Origin of the sequence: Janthinobacterium sp. GW456P (assembly GCF_002127655.1) — a bacterium.
Classification (GTDB): Bacteria; Pseudomonadota; Gammaproteobacteria; order Burkholderiales; family Burkholderiaceae_D; genus Janthinobacterium.
On record NZ_NEHB01000038.1, the window covers coordinates 1 to 24,931 of the forward strand.

23 protein-coding genes are annotated in these 24,931 nt (G+C 65.3%); 18 read left to right on the forward strand and 5 right to left on the reverse strand.

Going from position 1 to position 24,931, the window contains the following annotated elements; translation table 11 throughout:
* The 10 genes from CBW66_RS25215 to CBW66_RS25260 all read left to right on the forward strand — a co-directional run.
* On the forward strand, positions 1-969 hold a 969-nt coding region (locus CBW66_RS25215; protein ID WP_367301878.1), incomplete at its 5' end, for a type II and III secretion system protein family protein.
* Between the two features lie 9 nt (positions 970-978).
* Positions 979-1,257, forward strand: a complete 279-nt coding sequence (locus CBW66_RS25220) for a hypothetical protein (protein ID WP_086140104.1) — start codon at positions 979-981, stop codon at positions 1,255-1,257.
* Between the two features lie 45 nt (positions 1,258-1,302).
* Positions 1,303-2,853 (forward strand): TadE/TadG family type IV pilus assembly protein, encoded by a 1,551-nt coding sequence (locus CBW66_RS25225; protein ID WP_086140105.1) that lies wholly within the window; start codon positions 1,303-1,305, stop codon positions 2,851-2,853.
* A 7-nt stretch (positions 2,854-2,860) separates the two neighbouring features.
* The gene (locus tag CBW66_RS25230; RefSeq protein WP_086140106.1) at positions 2,861-3,328 is read left to right on the forward strand and encodes a TadE/TadG family type IV pilus assembly protein; all 468 of its coding nucleotides are present in this window, start codon (positions 2,861-2,863) and stop codon (positions 3,326-3,328) included.
* A gap of 10 nt (positions 3,329-3,338) precedes the next feature.
* Entirely contained in the window at positions 3,339-3,857 is a 519-nt protein-coding gene (locus tag CBW66_RS25235; RefSeq protein ID WP_086140107.1) for a TadE/TadG family type IV pilus assembly protein, read from the forward strand.
* Between the two features lie 22 nt (positions 3,858-3,879).
* Complete coding sequence (locus CBW66_RS25240) at positions 3,880-5,031, forward strand: AAA family ATPase (protein ID WP_086140108.1); 1,152 nt, start codon at positions 3,880-3,882, stop codon at positions 5,029-5,031.
* A gap of 27 nt (positions 5,032-5,058) precedes the next feature.
* Positions 5,059-6,426, forward strand: coding sequence for a CpaF family protein (locus CBW66_RS25245; RefSeq protein WP_086140109.1), 1,368 nt, complete (start codon positions 5,059-5,061; stop codon positions 6,424-6,426).
* A 10-nt stretch (positions 6,427-6,436) separates the two neighbouring features.
* Positions 6,437-7,411, forward strand: coding sequence for a type II secretion system F family protein (locus tag CBW66_RS25250; protein WP_086140110.1), 975 nt, complete (start codon positions 6,437-6,439; stop codon positions 7,409-7,411).
* A gap of 19 nt (positions 7,412-7,430) precedes the next feature.
* Positions 7,431-8,378, forward strand: coding sequence for a type II secretion system F family protein (locus tag CBW66_RS25255; RefSeq protein ID WP_086140111.1), 948 nt, complete (start codon positions 7,431-7,433; stop codon positions 8,376-8,378).
* A 13-nt stretch (positions 8,379-8,391) separates the two neighbouring features.
* Positions 8,392-9,423 carry a LytR C-terminal domain-containing protein gene (locus CBW66_RS25260; protein ID WP_086140112.1) on the forward strand — a complete coding sequence of 344 codons (1,032 nt, stop codon included), beginning with the start codon at positions 8,392-8,394 and terminating at the stop codon, positions 9,421-9,423.
* An 8-nt stretch (positions 9,424-9,431) separates the two neighbouring features.
* On the opposite strand, the gene CBW66_RS25265 is transcribed toward CBW66_RS25260, so the two are convergent.
* The 3 genes from CBW66_RS25265 to edd are packed head-to-tail and all read right to left on the reverse strand — an operon-like array spanning position 9,432 to position 12,557.
* Positions 9,432-9,953 (reverse strand): hypothetical protein, encoded by a 522-nt coding sequence (locus tag CBW66_RS25265; RefSeq protein WP_086140113.1) that lies wholly within the window; start codon positions 9,951-9,953, stop codon positions 9,432-9,434.
* 57 nt (positions 9,954-10,010) lie between these two features.
* Positions 10,011-10,640 carry a bifunctional 4-hydroxy-2-oxoglutarate aldolase/2-dehydro-3-deoxy-phosphogluconate aldolase gene (eda, locus tag CBW66_RS25270; protein WP_086140114.1) on the reverse strand — a complete coding sequence of 210 codons (630 nt, stop codon included), beginning with the start codon at positions 10,638-10,640 and terminating at the stop codon, positions 10,011-10,013.
* 3 nt (positions 10,641-10,643) lie between these two features.
* Positions 10,644-12,557 carry a phosphogluconate dehydratase gene (edd, locus tag CBW66_RS25275; RefSeq protein WP_086140115.1) on the reverse strand — a complete coding sequence of 638 codons (1,914 nt, stop codon included), beginning with the start codon at positions 12,555-12,557 and terminating at the stop codon, positions 10,644-10,646.
* A gap of 334 nt (positions 12,558-12,891) precedes the next feature.
* On the opposite strand from edd, the gene pgi reads away from it, so the two are divergent.
* Both pgi and CBW66_RS25285 read left to right on the forward strand, forming a co-directional pair.
* Positions 12,892-14,556, forward strand: a complete 1,665-nt coding sequence (pgi, locus tag CBW66_RS25280; protein ID WP_086140149.1) for a glucose-6-phosphate isomerase — start codon at positions 12,892-12,894, stop codon at positions 14,554-14,556.
* 138 nt (positions 14,557-14,694) lie between these two features.
* Entirely contained in the window at positions 14,695-15,591 is an 897-nt protein-coding gene (locus CBW66_RS25285) for an SMP-30/gluconolactonase/LRE family protein (RefSeq protein ID WP_086140116.1), read from the forward strand.
* 134 nt (positions 15,592-15,725) lie between these two features.
* On the opposite strand, the gene CBW66_RS25290 is transcribed toward CBW66_RS25285, so the two are convergent.
* Positions 15,726-16,679: a chemotaxis protein gene (locus tag CBW66_RS25290; protein WP_086140117.1), complete on the reverse strand. Its 954-nt coding sequence runs from the start codon at positions 16,677-16,679 to the stop codon at positions 15,726-15,728.
* A 172-nt stretch (positions 16,680-16,851) separates the two neighbouring features.
* On the opposite strand from CBW66_RS25290, the gene CBW66_RS28765 reads away from it, so the two are divergent.
* The 4 genes from CBW66_RS28765 (at position 16,852) to tal (ending at position 20,746) form a co-directional block, all read left to right on the forward strand.
* A complete protein-coding gene (locus tag CBW66_RS28765) occupies positions 16,852-17,145 on the forward strand; it encodes a hypothetical protein (RefSeq protein ID WP_139841753.1) in 294 nt (97 codons plus the stop codon).
* Positions 17,146-17,241: 96 nt separating this feature from the next.
* Positions 17,242-18,714 carry a glucose-6-phosphate dehydrogenase gene (zwf, locus tag CBW66_RS25295; RefSeq protein WP_086140118.1) on the forward strand — a complete coding sequence of 491 codons (1,473 nt, stop codon included), beginning with the start codon at positions 17,242-17,244 and terminating at the stop codon, positions 18,712-18,714.
* A gap of 111 nt (positions 18,715-18,825) precedes the next feature.
* The gene (locus CBW66_RS25300) at positions 18,826-19,680 is read left to right on the forward strand and encodes an SIS domain-containing protein (protein ID WP_034750862.1); all 855 of its coding nucleotides are present in this window, start codon (positions 18,826-18,828) and stop codon (positions 19,678-19,680) included.
* A gap of 130 nt (positions 19,681-19,810) precedes the next feature.
* Positions 19,811-20,746 carry a transaldolase gene (gene tal, locus CBW66_RS25305; RefSeq protein WP_086140119.1) on the forward strand — a complete coding sequence of 312 codons (936 nt, stop codon included), beginning with the start codon at positions 19,811-19,813 and terminating at the stop codon, positions 20,744-20,746.
* Positions 20,747-20,818: 72 nt separating this feature from the next.
* Here the strand turns inward: tal and CBW66_RS25310 are convergent, their stop codons facing one another.
* Positions 20,819-21,670 carry a hypothetical protein gene (locus CBW66_RS25310; protein WP_086140120.1) on the reverse strand — a complete coding sequence of 284 codons (852 nt, stop codon included), beginning with the start codon at positions 21,668-21,670 and terminating at the stop codon, positions 20,819-20,821.
* 203 nt (positions 21,671-21,873) lie between these two features.
* Here CBW66_RS25310 and CBW66_RS25315 point away from each other — a divergent pair, with 203 nt between their 5' ends.
* Both CBW66_RS25315 and CBW66_RS25320 read left to right on the forward strand, forming a co-directional pair.
* Positions 21,874-22,947 (forward strand): patatin-like phospholipase family protein, encoded by a 1,074-nt coding sequence (locus CBW66_RS25315; protein ID WP_086140121.1) that lies wholly within the window; start codon positions 21,874-21,876, stop codon positions 22,945-22,947.
* 122 nt (positions 22,948-23,069) lie between these two features.
* Positions 23,070-24,806: a methyl-accepting chemotaxis protein gene (locus CBW66_RS25320; protein ID WP_086140122.1), complete on the forward strand. Its 1,737-nt coding sequence runs from the start codon at positions 23,070-23,072 to the stop codon at positions 24,804-24,806.
* Positions 24,807-24,931 lie beyond the last annotated feature (125 nt).

Genomic DNA, 24,931 nt, shown 5'->3' on the forward strand with positions numbered 1-24,931 from the left:
GGCGCCGCGCCAGCCGCGGGGGCCGCCGCGCCGGCTCCCGCCGCCACGCCGGATGCCGGCATGCCGCGCGTGATCAATCTGCTGTCGATCGCCGCGCCGCAGCAGGTGATGCTGGAAGTGAAGGTGGCCGAAGTGTCGAAGGTGCTGGTCGACCAGCTGGGCGCCAGCCTGGGCATCAACAAGACCATCGGCAGCTGGTCGTATTCGCTGCTGTCCAGCCTGCTGAGCAACAATCCCAGCGGCTTGAGCGGCGCCAGCAAGAACAACTTCTTCAACCTCGACGCGCAAAAACGCGATGGCCTGATCAAGGTGCTGGCCGAGCCGAACATCATGGCCATCAGCGGCCAGGAGGCGAGCTTCCTGGCCGGCGGCAAGATCTTCATCCCCGTCAGCCAGACCAACAACGGCGGCGTGCCGACCATCACCTTGGAAGAGAAGGAATTCGGCGTGGCCGTGAAATTCACGCCCACCGTGCTCGATGGCGGGCGCATCAACCTGAAGGTGGCGCCGGAAGTGTCGGACCTGAACAAGGACGGCATCGGCATCACCGCCACAGGCATCTCGGCCACGGCCGTCCTGCCGTCGTTCACGACGCGGCGCGCCACCACCACGGTGCAGCTGTTCGACGGCCAGAGCTTCGCCATCGGCGGCCTGATCAAGAACAACGTGACCAGCAATATCAAGGCCCTGCCAGGCCTGGGCGAAGTGCCCGTGCTGGGCGCCCTGTTCCGCAGCACGGACTTCCAGACGGACCGCTCGGAACTGGTCTTCATCATCACGCCGCATCTGGTCAAGCCGCTGCCAGCCGACTACAAGCTGCCCACCGACGGCTACATCCAGCCGACGCGCGGCGACATGTTCATGCAGGGAAAAATGGAAGGCAGCGCGCCCGCCCCCGCAGCGCCGGCAGCCCCGATGCAGCCGCAAGCGGCCGCGCCCCAGCCTGCCGCCGGCTTCGACCTCAAATAGGAGAACACCATGAAAACCGCACATTGCCTGCCTTGCGCCGCCCTGTTATGCCTGCTGGCCGGCTGCGCCGCCACCACCACACCCGTGCTCGATTCACACTTCGGCGAATCGGTGGCCCTGCTCAAGGCGCAGCAGATCATGTATCCGGACGCCTACCGCAATGCCAACCCCGTCAGCGGCATCGATGGCAAGGCCGGCGCCAGCGCCTACCAGCGCTACCAGAAATCGTTCGCGGCGCCGGAACCGCAGCCGAATGTCTTCACCATCGGCGTGGGCGGACGCCAGTAGGCGCCAGTTTCGCGACGCACTCCCCCAGGCCACCAGGAGACAGCCATGAAGACCGCATTTCGCAGGCACGACAGGCAGCAGGGCGCGATCGCCATCGTGCTGGGGCTGACCCTGGTGGTGCTGTTCGCCATGGGCGGCCTGGTGCTGGACCTGGGCCACCTGTACATCGCCAAGACGGAACTGCAGAACGGCGCCGACAGCGCCGCCCTGGCGGGCGCCGTGGAACTCAATCAAAGCGCCGCCGGCATCGACAACGCGCAGACCAAGGCCATCGCCATCGCGCAAAAGAACCGCTATGACTTTTCCACCGCGCTGACCATCACGGCCGCCAACATCAGCTTTGGCCCCAGCCCGGACGGCCCCTGGACGTCCGGCGCCAGCGCCCGCACCAGCCCGCAGGGAATGACATTCATCCAGGTCGACACGGGCAGCAAGACCTTCGCCACCTACCTGATGGGCATTGCCGGCATTGCCAGCACCAGCACCTCGGGCGTGGCCGTGGCGGGCCGCTTCGTCAACGACGTCACGCCGATCGGCGTGTGCGCCGTCGATCCGGCCAACAAGACGGCGCAATACACGTATCCGGCCGCGCCGGCCGGCAGCGGCCTGACGGAGCTGGTGGAATTCGGCTTTCGCCGCGGCGTCACCTACAACCTGTTCGGCCTCAATCCGCTGGGCGGCTCGTCCGACCCTTACCTGATCAACCCGGTCGATGCGCCGCCCGGCAGCTGCAGCGCTTCGCACGCGAGCGCCGCCTCCACCGCGCCGTTCATGTGCACGGGCAGCAGCGCCGTCATCACCAGCGGCACGGGCCAGGTCTACACCAACACGGGCCTGACGGCCTCGCTGGCCGCCTCGCTCAACTCGCGCTTCGACGACTATTCCTCGCCCTCCGTGTGCGACCCCGCGTCGGCGCCGCCCGACACCAATATCAAGGAGTATCCGTGCGTGGGCGGCGCGTCCCCCTGCGCCGCCACTGCCGCCAACTCGCCGCCCACGGGCTGGATGCAGCCGGGCGCCAGCACCTTGCCCAGCCAGCAGCCAGTCAGCCTGGCCGGCAACAAGCCGAATTACCAGCTGCCATCGGCGGGCAGCGTGCCCGCGCCCTCGGCCACGTTCGCCCAGTTCGCCGGCTACGGCGTGCTGTGGTCCTACGGCCCCGCCTACCAAAGCAATGGCGCCACGCCGGCCAAGGCCGGCACGGCCTATACCGCAACGGACGGCAACGCCAATCCCATGTACAGCACAGCCAAGGCAAATTACTTCGACACGGCCAGCTACCCCGTCAGCGCCGGCGCCGGCTTTCCTGCCGGCACACCGCCGTCGCCGTACAACCAGACCAGCGGCCCCACGTTCCAGGCACCGTCGGTGGCCCATCCGGGCCAGCGCAACCGGCGCATCCTCAACGTGGTGCTGGTCGATTGCCGCACGGCGCCCGTGGGGCCGGCCTCGTGCGGCAGCATCAACGCGGTCGGCATCGGCAAGTTCTTCATGACGATGAAAGCCGATTTCAGCGGCGGCACCAAGCGCCTCGACGTCGAGTTCGCGGGCCTGATCGAGCCCGTGCCGAATTCCGAAATCAAACTCTACAAGTGAGGCGGCCATGCGCATCCCCCTTTCCCATCCCAGCCAGCGCGGCGGCGCCGCCGTCGAATTCGGCATCGTGCTGGCCCTGCTGGTTACCCTGCTGGCCGGCATCTTCGGCTTCGGCCGCGCCTTCTGGTACTACGACGCGCTGACCAAGGCCACGCGCGACGCGGCGCGCAATATGTCCGTCAAGGCCAAGGCCAGCATCGCCTCGCAGGGCGTGCCTGCCGCCAAACAGACGGTGGCCGATGCGGCCGTCAGCGCCGGCATCAGCGACTTCAGCACAGCCAACGTGACGGTCACCTGCCTGGACGCGGCGTTCAACGACAGCAGCTGCACCGATGGCACGGCGCCCGGCGGCATCCGCGTCGAAGTCGTCAACTACACGCTGTCGGTGGGCCAGTACCTGCCCTTCGTGATCGGCGCGGCCAGCAGCTATGCCACGCCGCTCTCGCCGCGCACCACCATGCGCTACATGCTGTAAGGAGAACGCCATGCGCCACCGCCTTTCATCGTCTCCTCCAGCCGGGCGCCAGCGCGGCGCCGCCGCCGTCGAATTCGCCCTGGTGTCGCTGCTGTTTTTCACGCTGCTGTTCGGCATCCTGGAATTCGGCCGCATGCTGTTCCTGTACAACACGGCGCAGGAAGTGAGCCGCCGCGCCGCGCGCGAAGCGGTGGTGCGCTGGATCGACCAGACCGACGCCGTCAAGACCCTGGCCCTGTTCGGCGGCACGGCCCTGCCGGCCGCGCCGGAACTGACGGCGGCCAACATCACCATCCGCTACCTGAACAAGAGCGGCGCCGAAGTGACCTTGCCGCCGACGGACCCGGGCGACAACCTGTCGGCCTGCGGCGACATCACGCGCACGGCCAGCTGCATCGACAGCGTGCGCGTCTCGATCGACAACGTCAGCTATACGCCGATGGTCAGCCTGTTCGGTTTTCTCAATATTGCCGTGCCCGCGTCGGTGGTCGTCATGCACGCCGAAAGCCTGGGTTTCCAGATCAACTGAACGCCATTACCGGGAGTGCCAAGTGAATATCGTCATCGTCTCGAAGAATGAAGCCCAGCTCAAGCGGCTTACCCGTTTGCTGCGCGAACGCAGCGCGGCCGACCGCGTCGCCCTGCTGGCGAGCACGCCGGACATGTTCGACAGCGGCGTCATGCCGGACCTGCTGCTGCTGGAACAGGAGCACATCGGCGAGGAAGAACTGGAACGGCTCGAACTGCTGGGAGGACGCCATCCGCACCTGGCCATCATCGTGCAATGTCCGCAGCAAAGTCCGCAATTTCTGCTGCGCTCGATGCGCGCCGGCGTGCGCGAAGTGCTGCAGCCCGACGACGATGCGGCCCTGTGCGCCGCCTTGCGCCGCATCGAGGACAAGCTGCACAAACAGGTCACGCGCAAGGGCCAGGTGCTGGCCTTCGTCTCGTGCAAGGGCGGCAGCGGCGCCACCTTCATCGCCGCCAACCTCGGCTACGCGCTGGCCGCCGGCGAACAGCGCAAGGTAGCGCTGTTCGACCTGAATCTGCAGTTCGGCGACGCCGCGCTGTTCGTCTCGGACCACAAGCCGGCCGCCACCCTGTCGCAGCTGTCGCAGCAGATCGTGCGCCTCGACGCCTCGCTGCTCAGCGCCAGCATGATCCAGATCACGCCCGCCTACAGCGTGCTGGCCGCCGCCGACGACCCGGCCCACGCGGCCGACGTCGAAGCCGACCATATCGACCGGCTGCTGACCCTGGCACGCAGCCAGTACGACTACATCCTGCTCGACGTGGGACGCGGACTCGATCCCGTCAGCGTGCGCGCGCTGGACCGGGCCGACCTGATCTTCCCCGTGCTGCAGGCAACCTTGCCGTATGTGCGCGACGGCAAGCGCCTGCTCGATGTGTTCCGCGGCCTCGGCTACCGCGAAGACAAGATCCGCCTGATCCTGAACCGCTATGCCAGCAGCGACAGCATCCGCGTGGCCGACCTCGAGGCGGCGTATGGCAAGCACGTCTACAAATCCATCCCCAACCACTACGAAGCGGTGGCGGCCTCCGTCAGCCAGGGCGTGCCCATCCTCAAGCTGGCGCCGCACAACGCCGTCTCGCGCGCCCTGCAGGAGCTGGCTGCCAGCCTGGCAGGCGAAACCCCGCCCGCCGCGCAAAGCTGGGTTTCGCGGCTGCTCGCGCGCGCCTGATACCGCCCCACTCACCGGAGACCGACCATGACTGCCGAAAAACTCACCCTGCGGGACCGCCTGGGCTATGCCCAGGATGACGCCAGCCTGAATGACGATGCCGCGCACCAGGGCGCAGCGAGCCACAGCTACCAGCAGCTCAAGCACCGCACCCACCAGGCGCTGCTCGACCGCGTCGACCTGGAGGGCATGCAGCGCCTGTCGCGCGAGCAGATCCGCGAAGAGCTGAAAATCCTCGTCAGCGACGTGCTCACGGAAGACAATGTGGTGATCAACGAGCTGGAACGGCGCTCGCTGATCCGCGACATCCAGGACGAGGTGCTCGGCTTCGGTCCGCTCGAACCGCTGCTGGCCGATCCCGGCGTGTCCGATATCCTCGTCAACAACAGCAGCCAGGTGTATGTCGAGCGCCATGGCCGTCTCGAACTGAGCGACATCCGTTTCACCGACGACGCCCACCTGATGAAAATCATCGACAAGATCGTCTCGCGCGTGGGCCGGCGCATCGATGAATCGAGTCCCATGGTCGATGCGCGCCTGCCCGACGGCTCGCGCGTAAACGCCATCATCCCGCCACTGGCCATCGACGGCCCCGTGATGTCGATCCGCCGCTTCTCGGCCCAACCGCTGCGCCTGGCCGACCTGCTGCTCAAGCACAGCCTGACCGAGGAAATGAGCACCACCCTGCAGGCGCTGGGCAAGGCCAAGGTCAACATCCTGATCTCGGGCGGCACCGGCAGCGGCAAGACCACCATGCTCAATGCGATTTCCGGTTTCATCAGCACGGCCGAACGCATCGTCACCATCGAGGACGCGGCCGAACTGCAGATGCAGCAGCCGCACGTGGTACGCCTGGAAACGCGGCCCGCGAACATCGAGGGCAAGGGCGAGGTGACGCAGCGGGCGCTGGTGCGCAACGCGCTGCGCATGCGTCCCGACCGCATCATCCTGGGCGAGGTGCGCGGCGCCGAGGCGCTCGACATGCTGGGGGCCATGAACACGGGCCACGAAGGCTCGATGGCCACCATCCACGCGAACACCCCGCGCGACGCCCTGACGCGGCTGGAAAACATGATCAGCATGGCTTCCGCGGCCCTGCCCGTGAAAGCCATGCGCCAGCAGATCAGTTCAGCCATCAGCGTGGTGGTGCAGGTATCGCGCCTGACGGATGGCAAGCGCAAGGTCACGTCGATCCAGGAAATCACGGGCATGGAAGGCGAGATGATCACCATGCAGGAAATCTTCACCTTCCGCCAGACAGGCATCGGCGAGGACGGCACGGTGCAAGGGCATTTCCATGCCAGCGGCGTGCGGCCGCGTTTCCTCGAACGCCTGCGCGCCTTCGGCATCAGCCTGCCGGAAACCCTGTTCGATCCCGCCCGCCAGTACCATTAAGGGGAGCATCATGGACTATCTCTATTACGTATTCGCCATCCTCACCTTCATCGCCGTGGTACTGCTGATCGAGGGCGTGTACCTGGCATGGAACACCTCGCGCGGTCCGGAAGCGGAAAGGGTCGCGCGCCGCCTGCGCATCATGTCGGCCGGCGCGCATGGCGACACGGGCAGCTCGATGATCAAGAAGCGCCTGCTGAGCGACACCCCGGCCCTGCAGCGCGTGCTGCTCAGCGTGCCCCGCGTGCATGCGCTCGACCGCCTGCTCGAGCAGTCGGGCCTGAGCTGGAGCGTGGCCAGCTTCGCCGGCGTGATGCTGGCCACGGCCGGCGCCGCATTTCTGTTGCTCAGCTACCTCAGCGTGCCGTGGCTGCTGCGCCTGCCGCTGGTGGCGGGCGCGGCCCTGCTGCCGCTGCTGGCGGTCTTGCGCGCCAAGGCCAAGCGCCTGCAGCGCATCGAGCAGCAATTGCCCGACGCGCTGGACCTGATGGCGCGCGCCCTGCGCGCCGGCCACGCCTTCCCCACCGCCCTGAAAATGGTCGGCGATGAAATGAACGCACCGCTGGCCGTGGAATTTCGCGCCACCTTCGACGAAGTCAATTTCGGCATCGCCATGCAGGACGCCCTGATGAACCTGGCCACGCGCGTGCCCAGCACGGACTTGCGCTACTTCGTCATCGCCGTGCTGATCCAGCGCGAAACGGGCGGCAACCTGGCCGAACTGCTCGACAGCATCAGCCGCATCATCCGCGAGCGCATCAAGCTGCTGGGGCAGGTACGCGTGCTGTCGGCCGAAGGCAAGCTGTCGGCCTGGATCCTGTCGCTGCTGCCCTTCGGCGCGGCGGCCATGATCCACCTGACCAATCCGCAGTTCCTGGAAATGCTGTTCGTCGACCCGGGCGGACGCAAGATGCTCGCCGGCGCCCTGGTGATGATGGTGTGCGGCATCCTGGTCATGCGCAATATCATCCGCATCCGCGTCTGAGCCCGCAAGGAGAACCCTCATGAATCCCGTGCATATCGCCTTTCTCGCCCTGCTCTTCATTGCCGTCTTCGGCACCGTGCTGGTGGCCATGCGCAGCTTTGCGCCCGATCCCTTGCGCCAGCGCATGGACAACGCCACCGGCAAGAGCGCGGCGGCGCCCGGCGCATCGGCGCCCAGCCCCTGGCTGGCGCGCATGGTGCGCCTGAGCGGCCCCCTGGCCAAACTGTCGCTGCCCGAGCAGGGCTGGGAAGGCTCGGTGATGCGCCGGCGTTTCATGAATGCCGGCCTGCGCCAGGCGTCGGCGCCCATCCTGTTCTTTTCCGCCAAGACCATGCTGGCCATCGGCCTGCCCCTGCTGCTGTTCCTGGGACTGAGCGCCTCGGGCAGCCAGATGGCGGGCAAGGCACTGCTGTTCTGGCTGCTGATCGTGGCCGCCGTCGGCTACTACCTGCCCAATATCGTGCTGGCGCAAATGATCAAGCGGCGCCAGCGCGATATCTTCGAAAGCTTTCCCGATGCGCTGGACCTGATGACGGTGTGCGTGGAAGCGGGCCTGGCCATGGATGCGGCGCTGGCCCGGGTGGCGGCCGAGATCGCCCTGAAAAGCGCGGTGCTGGCCGAGGAATTGCATCTGGTGATGCTGGAACTGCGCGCCGGTAACGCCAAGGAGCGGGCGCTGCGCAACCTGGCCCTGCGCACGGGCGTCGAGGATGTCGACGCGCTGGTGGCCATGCTGATCCAGGCCGAGCGCTTCGGCACCAGCATCGCCGCCTCGCTGCGCGTGCAGTCGGACCAGCTGCGCACCAAGCGCCGCCAGATGGCCGAGGAAGAAGCGGCGAAGATCGCCCTCAAGCTGCTGTTCCCGCTGATCTTTTTCATCTTCCCTTCGCTGCTGGTCGTCCTGATGGGACCAGCTTTCCTGCAAATCTACCGCGTGCTCCTGCCCAGCATGGGCAGCGGCAGCTGACCGGAGAACCGCCATGTCACAGCACACCACCCTGATGCTCATGCTCGCCTGCGCCGGCCTGCTGCCCGCCTGCGGTCACCTGCCCGGCCCGGCCAGCCAGCACAGCCAGGCCAATCACGCTGCGCCGCCCCAGGCGCGCAGCGATGACAGCCCCGCCACCCGCACGGCCGCGTTCTGCAAGCTGGGCAAGCGCCTGCAGGAACTGGGCGACCCGCGCGCGGCGTTGGCCGCATACCGCGAAGCGATGCTGCTGACGCCTGACTCGCCGGATGCACGCAATGGCGCCGCCGTGCTGCATGCGCAGCTGGGCCAGCTGGACACGGCGCGCGGCATGCTGCAGGCGCTGGCCCAAGAGAGCCCGACGGCCAGGACCTACAACAACCTCGGCTACGTGCTGTACCTGCAGGGCGACTACGCCCAGGCGGCGGCCGTGCTGCGCCAGTCGCTGCAGCTCGACAACGGCCAGCAGCCGGCGCGCGCCAACCTGGATCTCGCCATCGCGGCGCTGGCGCGCAGCGTCAGCACAGTCGATGCGGCCGATGCCACCGCGGACGCCGTCGCGCCCGACCTGACGCCGGCGCCCATGCCGGCGGCACCGGCCAGCCGCCTGCAGCTGACGCAATTGCAGCCGAATATCTTTGCGCTGAGCTGGCGCGACGCTCCCGTGGCGCCACGCGCCGCGCCGGCAGCCTTGCCCGCCCTGGCGAAGCAGGCGGCGCCGCTGCCACGGCTGGAAGTCATCAACGGCAATGGCGAAACCGGGATGGCGGCGCGCATGCGCGGCATGCTGGGCGGCATGGGCATCAGCGTACTGCGGCTGGGCAACCAGCGGCCGTACGGCATCCAGGCCAGCAGCATCGTCTACCGCCCCGGCCATGCGCAGGCGGCGGCCGCCCTGGCCCTGGCCTTGGGCGGCATGCCCCAGCTGCAGGCGGCGGACGACAGCGGCATCGGCGCGGGCGCCGATCTGCGTTTATTGCTGGGCAAGGATGCGGCGGCCAGCCTGCGCGCGCCGGACGTGCGCCTGGCATCAAACGCGCCGTAACGGCGACATCAGCGCGGCAGCAGGCGGCGGTCGGCGGGATCGATCAGGAAGCCTTGCAGGATGTCCTGCAGCTGCGGCAGCTGCGCCACGTAAGCGGGAATGCCCAGCTGGCGCGCGCCGAAGTAGTGGGCGATGATGTCGCCCTGCTGTTCCATGTTGAAATCGGACAGGATGCCGCCTGCCTGCGCATCGTAGCGGTAGGCGCGCTGGGCAATGTAGCCGCCGCGCAGCGCCAGCAGCACGCCATGCAGCAGCACGCTGTAGCCGAGCTGGTACTGCCACACATGCACCATTTCGTGGATGAAGAACAGCTTGCCGCTGTTGCCTTCGCGAGAAAAATCGTCGCGGTACTGGGCCGGCATGAAATGCAGGCTGCCGCGCGGCGTCATCGCCGTGTTCTGGTCCTGCAGGCCGAATGGAAGAAACGAGCCGCGCACGACGCGCACGCGCGCGTAGTCGATGGCGCCCTGGAAGACGCTGCGGGCCATGGCGGTTTCGCCGATGGTGAGGGGGCGGCGCAGTCTGCGCATGGCACTCCGTCAGAAGAAAGAAGCGGCAAGCACGCAAGCTTGCCGCTCCGGTGCCGCTTACGCGGATCGTAAACCGCTGGCAGCCTTGGCGATTTCCGTGATGCGGTCCCAGTTGCCGGCCGCGATCGCGTCTTTCGGCGTCAGCCAGGAGCCGCCCACGCAGGCGACGTTCTTGCACGCCAGGAACTGCGATGCCGTCTCTTGCGAGATGCCGCCCGTCGGGCAGAAGGTGATGTCCGGCAGCGGGCCGTAGATCGCGTTGAGCATGCCGATGCCGCCCGCCGGCACGGCCGGGAACAGTTTCAGCTGCTGGAAGCCGTTCTCGCGCGCCGCCATCACTTCGCCTGGCGTCATCACGCCTGGCAGCAAGGACAGGCCGCTGCTTTTCGCCGCCGCCACCAGGGCGGAAGTCAAGCCCGGCGAGACGCCGAAGACGGCGCCCGCGTCGCGCGCCTGGACGAATTCCTCGGGACGGGTCAAGGTACCCACGCCGACGATGGCGCCCGGCACGGCCGACATGGCGCGGATCGCTTCGAGGCCGTGCTTGGTGCGCAGGGTCACTTCCAGCACGCGGATGCCGCCCGCCACCAGCGCGCGCGCCAGCGGTACGGCGTGTTCAGGATCGTCGATCGCAATCACGGGGATCACGCTCGAGGTGCGCATAATTTCCAGTAGTGTCATGGTCATCTCTTATTTCCTAGCCAAAAAGTCTTCATCGGAACCCGGCACGGTATCGCCGACATTGTCGGCGTCGTGCAAGGCGACGGTGGTGGGAATCGGCGACGGCAGGCCGAAGGTGGTGGCACCCTCTTCCGCCGCGCTGACGGTGGAACGGAACATGGAAAACAGCTCGCGGCCCATGCCGATGTGGTTCGGCGACAAATCGGCCGTGACCAGCGAGCGGGCGTGCCAGACGTCGGCCGGCACCAGCGCTTCGAGCACGCCGGTAAAGGCGTCGAGGCGGATGATGTCGCCGTCGCGCACCAGGCCCAACGGGCCGCCGGCGAGGATTTCAGGAGAGACGTGGATGGCGGCCGGCACCTTGCCCGACGCGCCCGACATGCGGCCATCGGTGACCAGCGCCACGTGGCGGCCCGCATCCTGCAGGTTGGCCAGCGCGGGGGTCAGCGCATGCAGTTCCGGCATGCCGTTGGCGCGCGGTCCCTGGAAGCGCAGCACGGCGACGAAATCGCGGTCCAGCGTGCCGGCCTTGTAGGCGGCCATGAAGTCTTCCTGCGAGTTGAACACCAGCGCCGGCGCTTCCACCGTGCGGTGCTGCGGCTTGACGGCCGACACCTTCATCACGGCGCGGCCCAGGTTACCGGCCACCAGGACCATGCCGCCGTCCGGCGCGAACGGGTTCGAGGCCGGGCGCAGCACGCTGTCGTCGGCGCTGGCGGCCGGTGCATCTTTCCAGAAGACCTTGCCGTCTTCGCCGAGGAACGGCTCCATGCAGTGCGCGCGCAAGCCGTGGCCCAGGATGGTGTTGACGTCCTCGTGCAGCAGGCCCGCGTCCAGCAGTTCGCGGATCAGGTAACCGGTGCCGCCGGCCGCGTGGAAATGGTTCACGTCGGCGTCGCCGTTCGGGTAGATGCGTGTGAGCATCGGCACGATGGCCGACAGTTCATTGAAATCGTTCCAGTCGATGACGATGCCGGCCGCCTTGGCGATCGCCACCAGGTGCAGGGTGTGGTTGGTCGAACCGCCCGTGGCCAGCAAGCCGACGACGGCGTTGACGATACATTTCTCGTCGACGATATGGCCGACCGGCAAGTAGCTGCCGCTTTGCGCCGTGATGACGGCCGCGCGCTGGGCGGCGGCGGCCGTCAGCGCATCGCGCAGCGGCGTGTTCGGCGTGATGAAGGCGGCGCCCGGCAAGTGCAGGCCCATCACTTCCATCAGCATCTGGTTGCTGTTCGCCGTGCCGTAGAAGGTACAGGTGCCGGCGCCGTGGTAGGCTTTCGATTCGCCTTCGAGCAAGTCTTCGCGCGTCGCCTTGCCTTGCGCATACAGCTGGCGCACCTTGGCTTTTTCCTGGTTCGACAGGCCCGACGTCATCGGACCGGCCGGCACGAAGACGGCGGGCAAATGGCCGAAGTGCAGCGCGCCGATCAAGAGGCCCGGCACGATCTTGTCGCACACGCCCAGGTACAGGGCGGCGTCGAACATATTGTGCGACAGCGCCACGGCCGTCGACATGGCGATGGTGTCGCGCGAAAACAGCGACAGTTCCATGCCCGGCTGGCCTTGCGTCACGCCATCGCACATGGCGGGCACGCCGCCGGCGAACTGGGCCACGGCGCCCACTTCGCGCACGGCCTGCTTGATGATCTGCGGGAAGCCTTCGAAGGGCTGGTGCGCCGACAGCATGTCGTTGTACGAAGAGACGATGGCCACGGAAGGTTTCTTGTATTCCTTCAGCGACAGCTTGTCGTTGGCGGGAAAGGCGGCAAAGCCGTGCGCCAGGTTGGTGCACGACAGGGCGCCGCGCTGCACGCCCTGGATGCGGGCCGCATCCAGGTGCGCCAGATAGGCGCCGCGCGATGGCCGGCTGCGCGCGATGATGCGCGCTGTTACGGATTCGACTACTGGATGCAGCGCCATATGGATTTCCTTAAAAATGAGTATTTCGTGAAATTTTACTACAAAATGGTCGCGCAGAAGCACTCTTGCAGTGGACAGTGGCAGAAATAATCCATTTTCCCGCGACCTTTCAAGGCAAGACAACAGCGTGCCACGTTCACTCGTCTTGCTTGCCTATCTATTGCAGCACGGATAAAACGCTGAAAAAACGCTGAAAATGCCATGCGCCTGCACAAACTGTAGTGAAATTACGTTTTTCTGATGTATTATTCTCATACCAATGCCGGACCCGCTGTTCGCCACCACGAACGCGCCGCGCTCCTTTCAACCGAGACAAGCACCCAAGCCGACCGCCATGCGCCAGCCAGCACCTACTCCCGCCATCACCGCCACCGCCAGTTTCCAGTCCCTGCAAGCGCATAGCGCCAGCCTGCGCGAAGTGCATCTGCGCCAGCTGTTCGCCGCCGACCCCGCACGTTTCTCGACGATGACGGTCGATGCGGCCGGCCTGCTGCTCGATTACTCGAAGAACCGGATCGACGCCACCGCCATGGCGCTGCTGATGGACCTGGCCCGCGAGCGCGGCGTGGAAGCGCAGCGCGAAGCCATGTTCACCGGCGAGAAAATCAATCTTACCGAACATCGGGCCGTTCTGCATACCGCCTTGCGCGCGCCGCGCGGCACCAGGCTGGTGGTCGATGGCCAGGATATCGATGCCGACGTGCAAGCTGTACTGCAACGCGTCAAGGCATTTACGGACAAGGTCCGCAATGGCAGCTGGCTCGGCTACACGGGCAAACCGATCTGCGACATCGTCAACATCGGCATCGGCGGCTCGGACCTGGGCCCGAAAATGGCTTGCCTGGCACTGCGCTCGTATGCCAACCCGGGACTGGAAATGCACTTTGTTTCCAACGTCGACGGTCATGACATGGAAGCGACCCTGTCGAAAGTCGATCCGGAAACGACCTTGTTCATTGTTGCCTCGAAAACCTTTGTTACCGCTGAAACCATGCTCAACGCCAACACGGCGCGCGCCTGGTTCCTGCTCGAAGGCGAAGAAAAGGATTTGGCGCAACACTTCGTGGCCGTCTCGACCAACACGCAAGCCATCGTCGACTTCGGCATTTCGCCCGACAACATGTTCCCGTTCTGGGACTGGGTCGGCGGCCGCTATTCCGTCTGGTCGTCGATCGGCCTGGCCGTGGCCCTGTCCGTCGGTTTTGAATATTTCAGCGATTTCCTTGCCGGTGCGCATGCGATGGATCAGCATTTCCGCCAGGCGCCCCTCGAAGACAACATGCCCGTGGTGCTGGCCATGGTCGGCTTCTGGAACCGCCAGTTCCTCGATTGCGGCTCCGTGTCCATCGCGCCGTATCACCAGGACCTCTCGCGCTTCGCCGCCTATCTGCAACAGCTGGACATGGAAAGCAACGGCAAGCGCGTCACCAAGGATGGCGTGCCCGTCGACGTGCCGACCGGCCCCGTCATCTGGGGCGATTGCGGCACGAATGCGCAGCATGCGTATTTCCAGCTGCTGCACCAGGGCACGGACATCACGCCCATCGACTTTATTGCCGCCCTGCGCGCCACGCACGACTTGCCTGGCCACCACGACGCCCTGCTGGCGAACTGCTTCGCCCAGTCGGAAGCCTTCATGACGGGCAAGACGGGCGAGGAGGTGCGCGCGGACCTGCAGGCGCAAGGCTTGCCGGACAGCGAGATCGAAGCGCTAGTGCCGCACAAGACCTTCCCCGGCAACCGCCCCAGCAACACCATTTTGATGGACCAGCTGACCCCGACCACCCTGGGCGCCCTGATCGCGCTGTACGAACACAAGACCTTCGTGCAAGGCGTCTTGTGGAATGTCAACAGCTTCGACCAGTGGGGCGTGGAACTGGGCAAGGTGCTGGCCAAGAAAATCCAGGCCGAACTGACGGGCGAAGCCCGTCCCGACCACCACGACAGCTCGACCAATGGCTTGATTGCGCTGGCACGCGCAGCCAAGGCAGCTTACTAATAACGCATCACCAAACCTGCTGCGCGTCGGTATAGGTAGCCTGCGATGCTCACTGTGCTCAAGCACAGTTCCGCTTCTCGGCCACCTCTCCCTTCCGCTCGCTACGGTTTTGTTAAGCGTTCTCCACATTAAGAATAGATGAATATTTACGAAATCAAGGTAGTCAGCGACAAGCCCATGCAAGTGGGCGAATGCCCGCTATGGCATGGCAAGGAAGCGGCCCTGTACTGGGTCGACATCGACGGCCGCGCCGTGCACCGGCTGCACCCGGCCAGCGGCAAGCATGAACAGTGGAACATGCCGACGGAACCGTCGGCGCTGGCCATCAACGCGGGCGGCGGCCTGATCGTCGCCCTGCGCAGCGGCTTTGCCCACCTCGACACGAAGACGGGCAGCCTGGCGGAAATCGCGCCGGCGCCGTTCGACATGGCCACCACGCGCTTCAACGATGGCAAGGTCGACCCGGCCGGCCGTTTCTGGGTGGGCACGATTTTCGAGCCGCGCAACACTGATGCGGCGGAAATGTTCGTGCTGGAAAAGGGCCAGGTACGCAAGGTCTGGTCGGGCGGCATGACCGTCTCGAACGGCCTGGGCTTTTCCCCGGACAAGCGCACCATGTACCACGCGGACACCACCACGCACCGCATCGACCGCTTCGACTTCGACGCGGCCACGGGAACCATTTCCGCGCCGCAACCGTTCCAGCGCTTTTCCATGGACAAGAAAGCGTTTGATTACGGCGGGCGCCCCGATGGCGCGGCCGTCGACAGCGAAGGCAATTACTGGTCGGCCATGTTTGAAGGCGGCAAGATCTTGCGCTTCGCCCCCGACGGCCATTTGCTGGGCGAAATCACCGTGCCCGTGCGCTGTCCCACCATGGTGACGTTCGGTGGCCCCGACCTGCGCACCCTGTACATCACCAGCGCCAGCCACAACCGCTCGGCAGCAGAAATCGCCGACTACCCGTTGACGGGCCACGTGCTGTCCGTGCGCGTGGACGTGGCGGGACAAGCGGAAACGCCGTACCAGGCATAAGCGCCGCGGACATGAAAAAGCGCCGGCACCCGCGAGGGGCCGGCGCTTTTGTACGATAACGTAGCAGGTAGGTCGGATTAGCGGGGCAACGCCCCGCGTAATCCGACAATAGTGTTAGCCACGTCGGCGTCGGATTACCGCGACAATACCTTGCGGATCGTCTCGGCCAGTTCAGCCGCCACGAACTTGGCCACATACCCGTCGGCGCCCACGCCCTTGACGTGGTCTTCGTTGGTCGAGCCCGTCAGCGACGAGTGGATCACCACGGGGATGTTGGAGAAGCGGCCATCGTTCTTGATGTTGCGCGTCAGGGTAAAACCGTCCATTTCCGGCATTTCCAGGTCGGTCAGCACCAGCGCGACCTTGTCTTTCGCCGTCTTGCCTTCCGTTGCCGCCTGGACCGAGATCGCCTGCAGGCGTTCCCACGCTTCCTTGCCCGTCTTGGTCATGATGAAAGGCACGCCCATCGCTTCGAGGCCCTTTTCGATCAGCGAGCGGGCCAGCGAGGAGTCGTCGGCCGCGAGGACCACGGCGCCGGCCGGCAAGCGCACTTGTGGGCCGATGCTGTTTTCGTCCACGTCCGGGTCGCCCGACGGCAGCACGTTGCGCAGGATTTGCTCCACGTCCAGCACTTGCGCCAGGCGTGTCTTGTCCGTGTCGCCATCGAGGCGGGCGATGCTGGTGACGAGGCCGCCGCCGACGCTCGATTCGGCCGACAAGACCTGGTTCCATTCGAGGCGTACGATTTCATCGACCTCTTCCACGGCAAACGCCTGTGTCGAGCGGGCAAATTCCGTCACCATCAAAATCTTCAAACCGCTGCTCTTGCAGCCGACCGCCATCGGCAAGTCGATCACGGGAACGATCTGACCACGGATATTGACCACGCCCAGCATGTGCGGGTGCGAACCAGCCACCGCCGTGATGGCCGGCATTTCCATGATTTCACGGACTTTGAACACATTGATGCCGAACAGTTCGCGGCTGGCCGAGTGATCACTGGTCCCCAGCTTGAACAGGAACAGTTCGAATTTGTTATTGCCTGTCAGGCTGGTGCGTTCATCGACATCTTGCTGCATTGAATTCATTGCGTCCCCTTGAGCCGTCTTGTAAAGTTAAGTCGCCCGCCCCTGATGCTGCGGACAGTGCGGACTGCACGTCGCATGGACGCCGGACGGCGGGTTTGGGGCATGGCCGGCGCTAACGGTGCAGTGTATATCGTACAACTTCATACAACCAATAGTTGCTATCGATTCGAGCTTGAATTATACGGTTTTTTACTTTCTTCAAAGCTACTTTACGCTGCCAACGGCGATCCTGACAGCATTTCTTGATTTCCTTGTTGCTACAGCGCAAATGATGACGGAGAGAATGGGAAATTTCCCTGGCAACCATGGTTGCTTTGCAAAGCCGACAACAAGCATGCCACTGCGCCAGCGCCGGCGAACGGCATATAATGGCCATGCCGGCACCGCAGGCAGGCCTGCCGGGCAAAATGGCGACGGCGGCGGATGGAATGTAGTAAAATTTCTTGCAATTGCCTGTTCTACGTAGTAAATTTACACCATCGATTATAGTAGCGACAGACTGGCACTTCCGGTCGGCTTCCTCCCCGCTCCGGCCCTTTTACTTTTGCGACGACACTCACTTATGGCACTTACCGATTTTGACCTGGTCCTGTTTGGCGGCAGCGGCGATTTAGCAATGCGCAAGTTGTTGCCTGCAATGTATGCGCGCGACGTCGCGAACGATTTGCCGCCGACGGCGCGCATCATCTGCGTGGGCCGCCAGGACAGCGGCCAGGATGCCTTCCTGAAAATGGTGGAAAGCAACTCGCGCCCCCACATCAAGGCCAGCACCCTGAACGCCGCCACCTGGAGCAAGTTTTGCGCGCGCATCGTGTATGTGTCGCTCAACGCCAGCGATGCGGCCACATATGCGCCGCTGGTCGAAGCGCTGCGCGGCGACGCCGACCTGACGCGCGTGTACTACCTGGCGACGCCGCCGCATTTGTTCGCGCTGATCTGCGACAACCTGGAAGACAACGGCCTGGTCACGCCGAATTCGCGCGTGGTGCTGGAAAAGCCGCTGGGCCGCGACCTGGCCAGCGCCAAGCAGATCAATGCCGAAGTGGGCAAGGTCTTCCAGGAATCGCAGATCTACCGTATCGACCATTACCTGGGCAAGGAAACCGTGCAGAACTTGCTGGCCCTGCGCTTCGGCAACATCCTGTTCGAACCGCTGTGGCGCCGCGAATGGATTTCCGACGTGCAGATCACCATCGCCGAAAAGCTGGGCGTGGGCAACCGCATGGGTTACTACGACACCTCGGGCGCGCTGCGCGACATGCTGCAAAACCACTTGCTGCAACTGCTGTGCATCGTCGCCATGGAACCGCCGACCTCGATCGCGCCGGACGCCGTGCGCGATGAAAAGCTGCAAGTGCTGCGCTCGCTGAAAAAATTCACGCCGACCACCCTGGCGCAAAACATCGTGCGCGGCCAGTACCGCGCCGGCCACGTCGACGGCGCCACCGTGCCGAGCTACCGCGACGAGCCGGATGCGCCGGAACATTCGCGCACCGAAACCTTCGTCGCGCTGAAGGCGGAAATCGATACCTGGCGCTGGGCCGGCGTGCCGTTCTACCTGCGCACGGGCAAGCGCATGGCCGACAGCCTGGCCGAGATCGTCGTGCGCTTCAAGCAAATTCCGCATTCGATCTTCAACCAGCCGACGTCGAGCTTCCAGCCGAACTGCCTGGTGATCCGCTTGCAGCCGGACGAAGGCTTGCGCATGAACCTGATGGCGAAAACCCCGGGCGACGGCATGCGCCTGAAACCGGCGGAACTGGAACTCGATTTCCGCGAATCGTTCAAGACCCCGCGCATGGACGCCTACGAGCGTTTGCTGCTCGACGTCCTGCGCGGCCAGCTGACCCTGTTCATGCGCGGCGACGAACTGGAAGCGGCCTGGGAATGGGTCGAGCCGATTCTCGACAGCTGGGAACAGAACGACAGCGCGCCGATTCCGTACACGGCCGGCACCTGGGGCCCGGCAGCCGCCAGCGCCCTGATCGGCCGCGATGGCTTGCAGTGGCGTGAAGAAGCGCTTCCTGAAGACTAGTTTGGAAGCGCAAGGAACCTGGCCTTGCATGGCCAGGCCGTTACGCAGGCGCGGAGCGGTGCTCCACGAAACCCCTGCTCCACCCTTGCCTGAAGATAGAAGACTAATTTAATGCTGCTTGACTCCATCCGCACCCAGCTCGATTCGCTCTCCAAGTCGGAGAAGAAGGTCGCGCTGGCCGTGCTTGACCAGCCCAACCAGACGGTCAGCCAGAACATCACGGCGCTGGCGAAAAGCGCGCAGGTGTCGGAACCGACGGTGGTGCGCTTTTGCCGCACCCTGGGCTATGACGGCTGGCATGAATTCAAGCTGAAACTGGCGCAGGGCCTGGCGCTGGCCATGCCGGGCGCGAACGAGCAGCCGGCGCAGGACGACCTGGCGGCCGACCTGGTGAATAAAATCTGCAGCCGCTCGATCAACACCCTGCTCGACCTGCGCAACAACCTGAACCCGGAAGCGATCCAGCGCGCGCTCGACATCCTGTCGCGCGCCAGCAAGATCGAATTCTATGGCCAGGGCACGTCGGGCATCGTGGCGGCCGACGCGCAGCACAAGTTCTTCCGCTCGGGCGTGCCGACGGTCGCCTACAGCGATCCGAACATCCACAGCATCGCGGCGGCCCTGCTGCGCGGCGGCGACTGCCTGGTGGCCATCTCGCAGCGCGGCAACAGCCCCGCCCTGGTGCGCTCCGTGAAACTGGCGCGCCGCGGCGGCGCCGACGTCGTCGTGCTGGCCCCGTCGGGCACGCCGCTGGCCGACCTGGCCACCGTGCTGATCCCGATCGACCTGGTCTTCAACACCGACCCCTACACGCCGATTTCCGCCCGCCTGGCCTACCTGGTGGTGATCGACGTGCTGGCCGTGGGCCTGGCCCTGCAACGGGGACCGGAATTCCGCAAGAAGATGCAGAACGCGCAAAAAGCGCTGCAGGAATTCGACATGCAGTTTGATTCGTTTATTGGCTAAAAAGCGGCAATCAGGGGTCAGAGCCGCCGGGTCTGACCCCGGCACTTTAGCCCTTCGGTTAAAAGCGCCGCCACCGTCCCGCATTCGGTACAATACCCTGGCAAGCCCATTCACTCTTTCCTGTGCAGCCATGAACCAACTCGAACAACTGAAGCAATTTACTACCGTGGTGGCCGACACCGGCGACTTCCAATCGATCCAGGCCTACACGCCGCGCGATGCGACGACGAATCCGTCGCTGATCCTGAAGGCCGTGCAGAAGGATGAATACAAGCCGCTGCTGGAAAAGGCCGTGCGCGACCATCCGAACGCCTCGACCACCGAAATCATCGACCGCCTGCTGATCGCCTTTGGCGTGGAAATCCTGCAAACCATCCCCGGCCGCGTCTCGACCGAGGTCGATGCGCGCCTGTCGTTCGACACGCAGGGCACGGTGGCCAAGGGCCGCGACCTGATCGCCCTGTATTCGAACGCGGGCATTCCACGCGAGCGCGTGCTGATCAAGATCGCCTCCACCTGGGAAGGCATCCGCGCCGCCGCCATCCTGGAAAAGGAAGGCATCCGTTGCAACATGACCCTGCTGTTCTCGCTGGCCCAGGCGATTGCCTGCGCCGAAGCGGGCGCCCAGCTCATTTCCCCGTTCGTCGGCCGCATCTACGACTGGTACAAGAAATCGACGGGCATCGACTACATGGGCGCGGAAGACCCGGGCGTGCAATCGGTGCGCCGCATCTACAATTACTACCGCAAGTTCGGCTACAAGACCGAGGTGATGGGCGCGAGCTTCCGCAACACGTCGCAAATCCTCGAACTGGCCGGCTGCGACCTGCTCACCATCAGCCCCGACCTGCTGCAAAAGCTGGCCGACAGCGATGCGCCGGTGGAACGCAAGCTGAGCGCCGAAGCGGCGCCATCGACCAATATCGTGCAAATGTCGCTGAACGAAGAAGCTTTCCGTTTCATGATGAATGAAGACGCGATGGCGACGGAAAAACTGGCCGAAGGCATCCGCGCCTTCTGCGTCGATTCCGGCAAGCTGAAACAGATGATCGCGGCCTTGCGTTAAGCAGCGTCACGACGACGAAAAAAAAGCGGCGCCGTGCATTGCACGGACGCCGCTTTTTTCATGCGCGCGCGATCAGGAGCAGCGGAAGGTGGCCACGCCCTGGTAATTGGCGCCATTCGCCAGCTGCGCCTTGTAGGCGGCGACCAGCAGGTAGCGGCCAGCGCCGCCGTCGCCCAGCATCAGCTGCGCGCCCGTGCCGTTCGACAGGTAGCCGCCGGTGATGCTGCTCGACGCCGCCGACGCCATGGTCGTCGAGGCACTCACCTTGCCCGTGCTGCCGCCGGCGCTGGCGTCGATGGCCAGCACGACCTTGGCGCCGGAGGCATCGAAGGACATGCTGGCAATGCCGCTGGCCGTGCCGAAGTTGGCGGTCGACGAGACGCTGCTGCCGCCCGTATAGCTAGGCGCCGTGAACGTGCCCGCATCGCAGGTGAACGTACCGGTCGCTGGCAGCGCGGCGAGCACGTTATAGGCGACGTAATGCCCACTGGCATTGTTACCGCTCAACGTAGTGGCGCCCGTACTATTGCTGAACGCGCCCTTGAACCAGCGTCCCTGCGCAAAGGCCGCGTCGCCGCTGATTTCGCGCGTCACGGCCGGGTTGCCCGTCAGGACGATGCCGCCGATCGTGCTCAAGGCGCCGGAGGCATCCTGTACCAGCGGGCTGGCCTTGCCACTGCTCTGCAACCCGATCGACGTAAAGATGTAGCGGCTGTTGTCGCCATTGGCGAAACGGGCGCTGACGGCACCCGTGTTTTCGCCGGTGGCCGTTGGCACGACGGGAACGACGGGCGCCACCGGATCGGCAGGCTTGGCCGTATTCACGACAACCGCCGTGTCGGATGGGGAAGACGAACCGCCGCCACCGCAAGCGGCGAGCGCAGCGGCGATCAGGGTCAGCACAAAAGCGTGATTCAGTTGCATACGATTCCAATAAAAAAGCAAGACATAAGGAATCCTTGGCACATGCCAAAAATTCAACGTCCAATATTATGCAACATTTCTCAATAGGATGATTGCCTTAAAGAAATTTACTAATACTAACAATGTGACTATACCAAGCGCGTCTGTGCCGTGGCGCCGCGCTGACGGTAAAATACCCGGCTACAGGCCGCCAGCGACTACTCATGCAATCACCGATCACCATCCGCCTGGGCCGCCGCGCCCGGGCGCGCATCGCCGAAAACGGGGTGCGCGCCAGCGACATCGCCATCGTCCCCGCCGCCGCGGGCGGGCCGAAAGGCTTGATCCTGCACCAGCTCGATTGCTGGCTGTTCGGCGACTTCCTGCCGCAGGCGCCGCGCCAGCGCCAGTTCGTCGGCGCCTCGATCGGCGCCTGGCGCATGGCCGCCGCCGTGTTCCCCGACCCTGTCGCGGCGCAGCGGCGCCTGGTGCGCGAATATGTGGACCAGCGCTATCCCGACAAACCCGCTGCGGCGCATGTGAGCCGCACGTGCCGCGCCCTGCTCGACGCCGTCCTCGATGGCCAGGATGCGCAACTGCTGCGGCACGAGCGCCATAGCCTGTCGGTGCTGGCCGTGCGCGGCATCGGCGCGCTGGCGCAGCCTGGCAAATGGCGCGACCGGCGCGGCTTCCTGCTGGCCGCCGCCGGCAACGCCGTGGCGCGCGCGCGGCTGGCCGCCTCGCTGGAACGCACCGTATTCCATGCCGGACCGGACGGCGCCAGCTGGCTGCGCTCGCGCTTCGACGCCTTTCATTCGCATTTCGTGCCGCTGGCGCAGAACAACCTGCGCGACGCGCTGCTGGCTTCCGGCTCCATCCCGCTGGTGCTCGACGCGGTCACGGACATCGCCGGCGCGCCGCCCGGGCGCTACTGGGACGGCGGCCTGGTCGACTACCATCTGCACCTGCCCTACCAGCGTGAACCGGATCTGGTGCTGTACCCGCATTTTGCCGACCATATCGTGCCGGGCTGGCTGGACAAGACCATGCCCTGGCGCCGCGCGCGCCGCGGCGATAGCGCACTCGACAACATGATCCTCGTCTCGCCCTCGCCCGCCTTCGTGGCCAGCCTGCCCAACGGCAAATTGCCGGACCGGCGCGACTTCCCCCACTATGGCCAGGACCACGCGGCGCGCATGCGCGACTGGCGCCGCGCCATCGCTGAAAGCGAGCGCATGGCGGCCGCCTTCGCCCGCTGGGCCGAGCAGCCGGACTTGCGCCAGGCGGGCGACCTGTAGCACGGGCGTGGCTGCAACAGGCGCAAAGACCAGCGCGCTTTTCCCTCGCCTCTTGGTCACTTATCAGTGCATACTATGTCGCACAGGTAATTTAAATCCCCTCTGCGACAGGAGTTCCAACCATGCACGCCCTCTCCCACCTTCGTATCGGCACGCGCCTGGCTGCAGGCTTCGCGCTGGTGCTGCTGCTGTCCGTGATCTCCACCTCGTACGCGCTGTACAGCGCCAGCGTGAATGCCGAAGCGACGCGGCAAATGATGGAAAAGCCGCTGGCCAAGGAACGCCTCGTATCGGACTGGTACGTGCTGATTTACTCGGCCATCGCGCGCACTTCGATGATCGCCAGGAGCACGGATGAAACCCTGTCAAACGTGTTTGCCGACACCATCGCCGACAGCACCAAGCAGGGCGGCGAGCTGCTGAAGCAAATCGAAACCCTGCTCGTCAGCGACGAAGAAAAGGCCATTTTCAAGGCGTCCATTGCCGAGCGCGTCAAGTACCAGGATGCCAAGACCCTGGTGATGAATGCGCGCAAGGGCGGCAATGCGGCGCAGGCGGAGAGCGCCTACCGCGACAGCTTCGCGCCGGCCGCCGCCAAGTATCAGAACAACGTCAAGGCCCTGCTGTCGCAGCAGCGCCAGGCCATCGACACGACGGCGCACGCCATCGAAGCGGCCAACGCCCGCAGCTTCACCCTGCTGCTGACCTTGTGCGCGCTGGTGGTGGCGCTGGGCAGCGTCTGCGCCTGGCTGATCACGCGTTCGATCACGCAGCCCTTGAAGGCGGCAGTGAAGGTGGCCGAGACGGTGGCCGACGGCGACTTGCGCACGCATTTCGGCAAGGCGGCCAGCGATGAAATCGGCGACCTGATGCGCGCGCTGCACGGCATGAACGAGGCGCTGCGCAAGGTAGTGTCGGAAGTGCAGACGGGCACCAACGCGATCGCCACGGCCTCGGGCGAAATCGCCGCCGGCAACCAGGACTTGTCGGCCCGCACGGAGCAGCAGGCCAGTTCGCTGGAAGAGACGGCGTCGTCGATGGAAGAGCTGACCAGCACCGTCAAGCAGAATGCGGACAACGCGCGCCAGGCCAACCAGATGGCGGTGGCGGCATCCGGCGTGGCCGAACGGGGCGGCAGCATCGTCAGCCAGGTGGTCGACACCATGGGCGCCATCGATACGGCCTCGACGAAAATCGTCGACATCATCGGCGTCATCGACGGCATCGCCTTCCAGACGAATATCCTGGCACTGAACGCGGCCGTCGAAGCGGCGCGCGCCGGCGAGCAGGGGCGCGGCTTTGCCGTCGTTGCCACGGAAGTGCGCAGCCTGGCGCAGCGCTCGGCCGCGGCGGCGCGCGAAATCAAGACCCTGATCGGCGACTCGGTGGAACAGGTCAACAACGGCACGCGGCTGGTGCAGCAGGCCGGCAGCACCATGGGCGAAGTGGTCGACAGCGTGCGCAGGGTCACCGACATCATGGCCGAGATCACTGCCGCCAGCGCCGAGCAAAGTCTGGGGATCGACCAGGTCAACCAGGCCATCGCGCAGATGGACCAGGTAACGCAGCAAAATGCGGCGCTGGTGGAAGAGGCGGCGGCGGCGGCCGAAAGCATGCAGGACCAGGCGGCGCGCCTGGCGCAGGTGGCGGCCGGCTTCCAGCTCGACCACGTGGCCACGGCGGCGCCGGTGCGCCCTGCGGCGCGGCCGGCCAAGGCCGCTATTGCCACCACGCAAAAACTCGCGCCACGCCCGGCCCAGGCCAGGCCCGGCGAACCGGCAGCCCCCAAGGCGGCCAGTGCCGCGGCGCGCAAAACGCCATCGCACATCGCCGGCGAGCAGGACTGGGAGGAGTTTTAAGCCCGCGGTTTTAAGTCCGGCGTTAAACCCGCTTTGAAGCACCGTGCAGGCGGCGGCAAGGCGTTTGAAACCATTTGACAGCGGCGCCAGGCACGCCGATACTGGCTTCAGGTGGGACTGGCGCG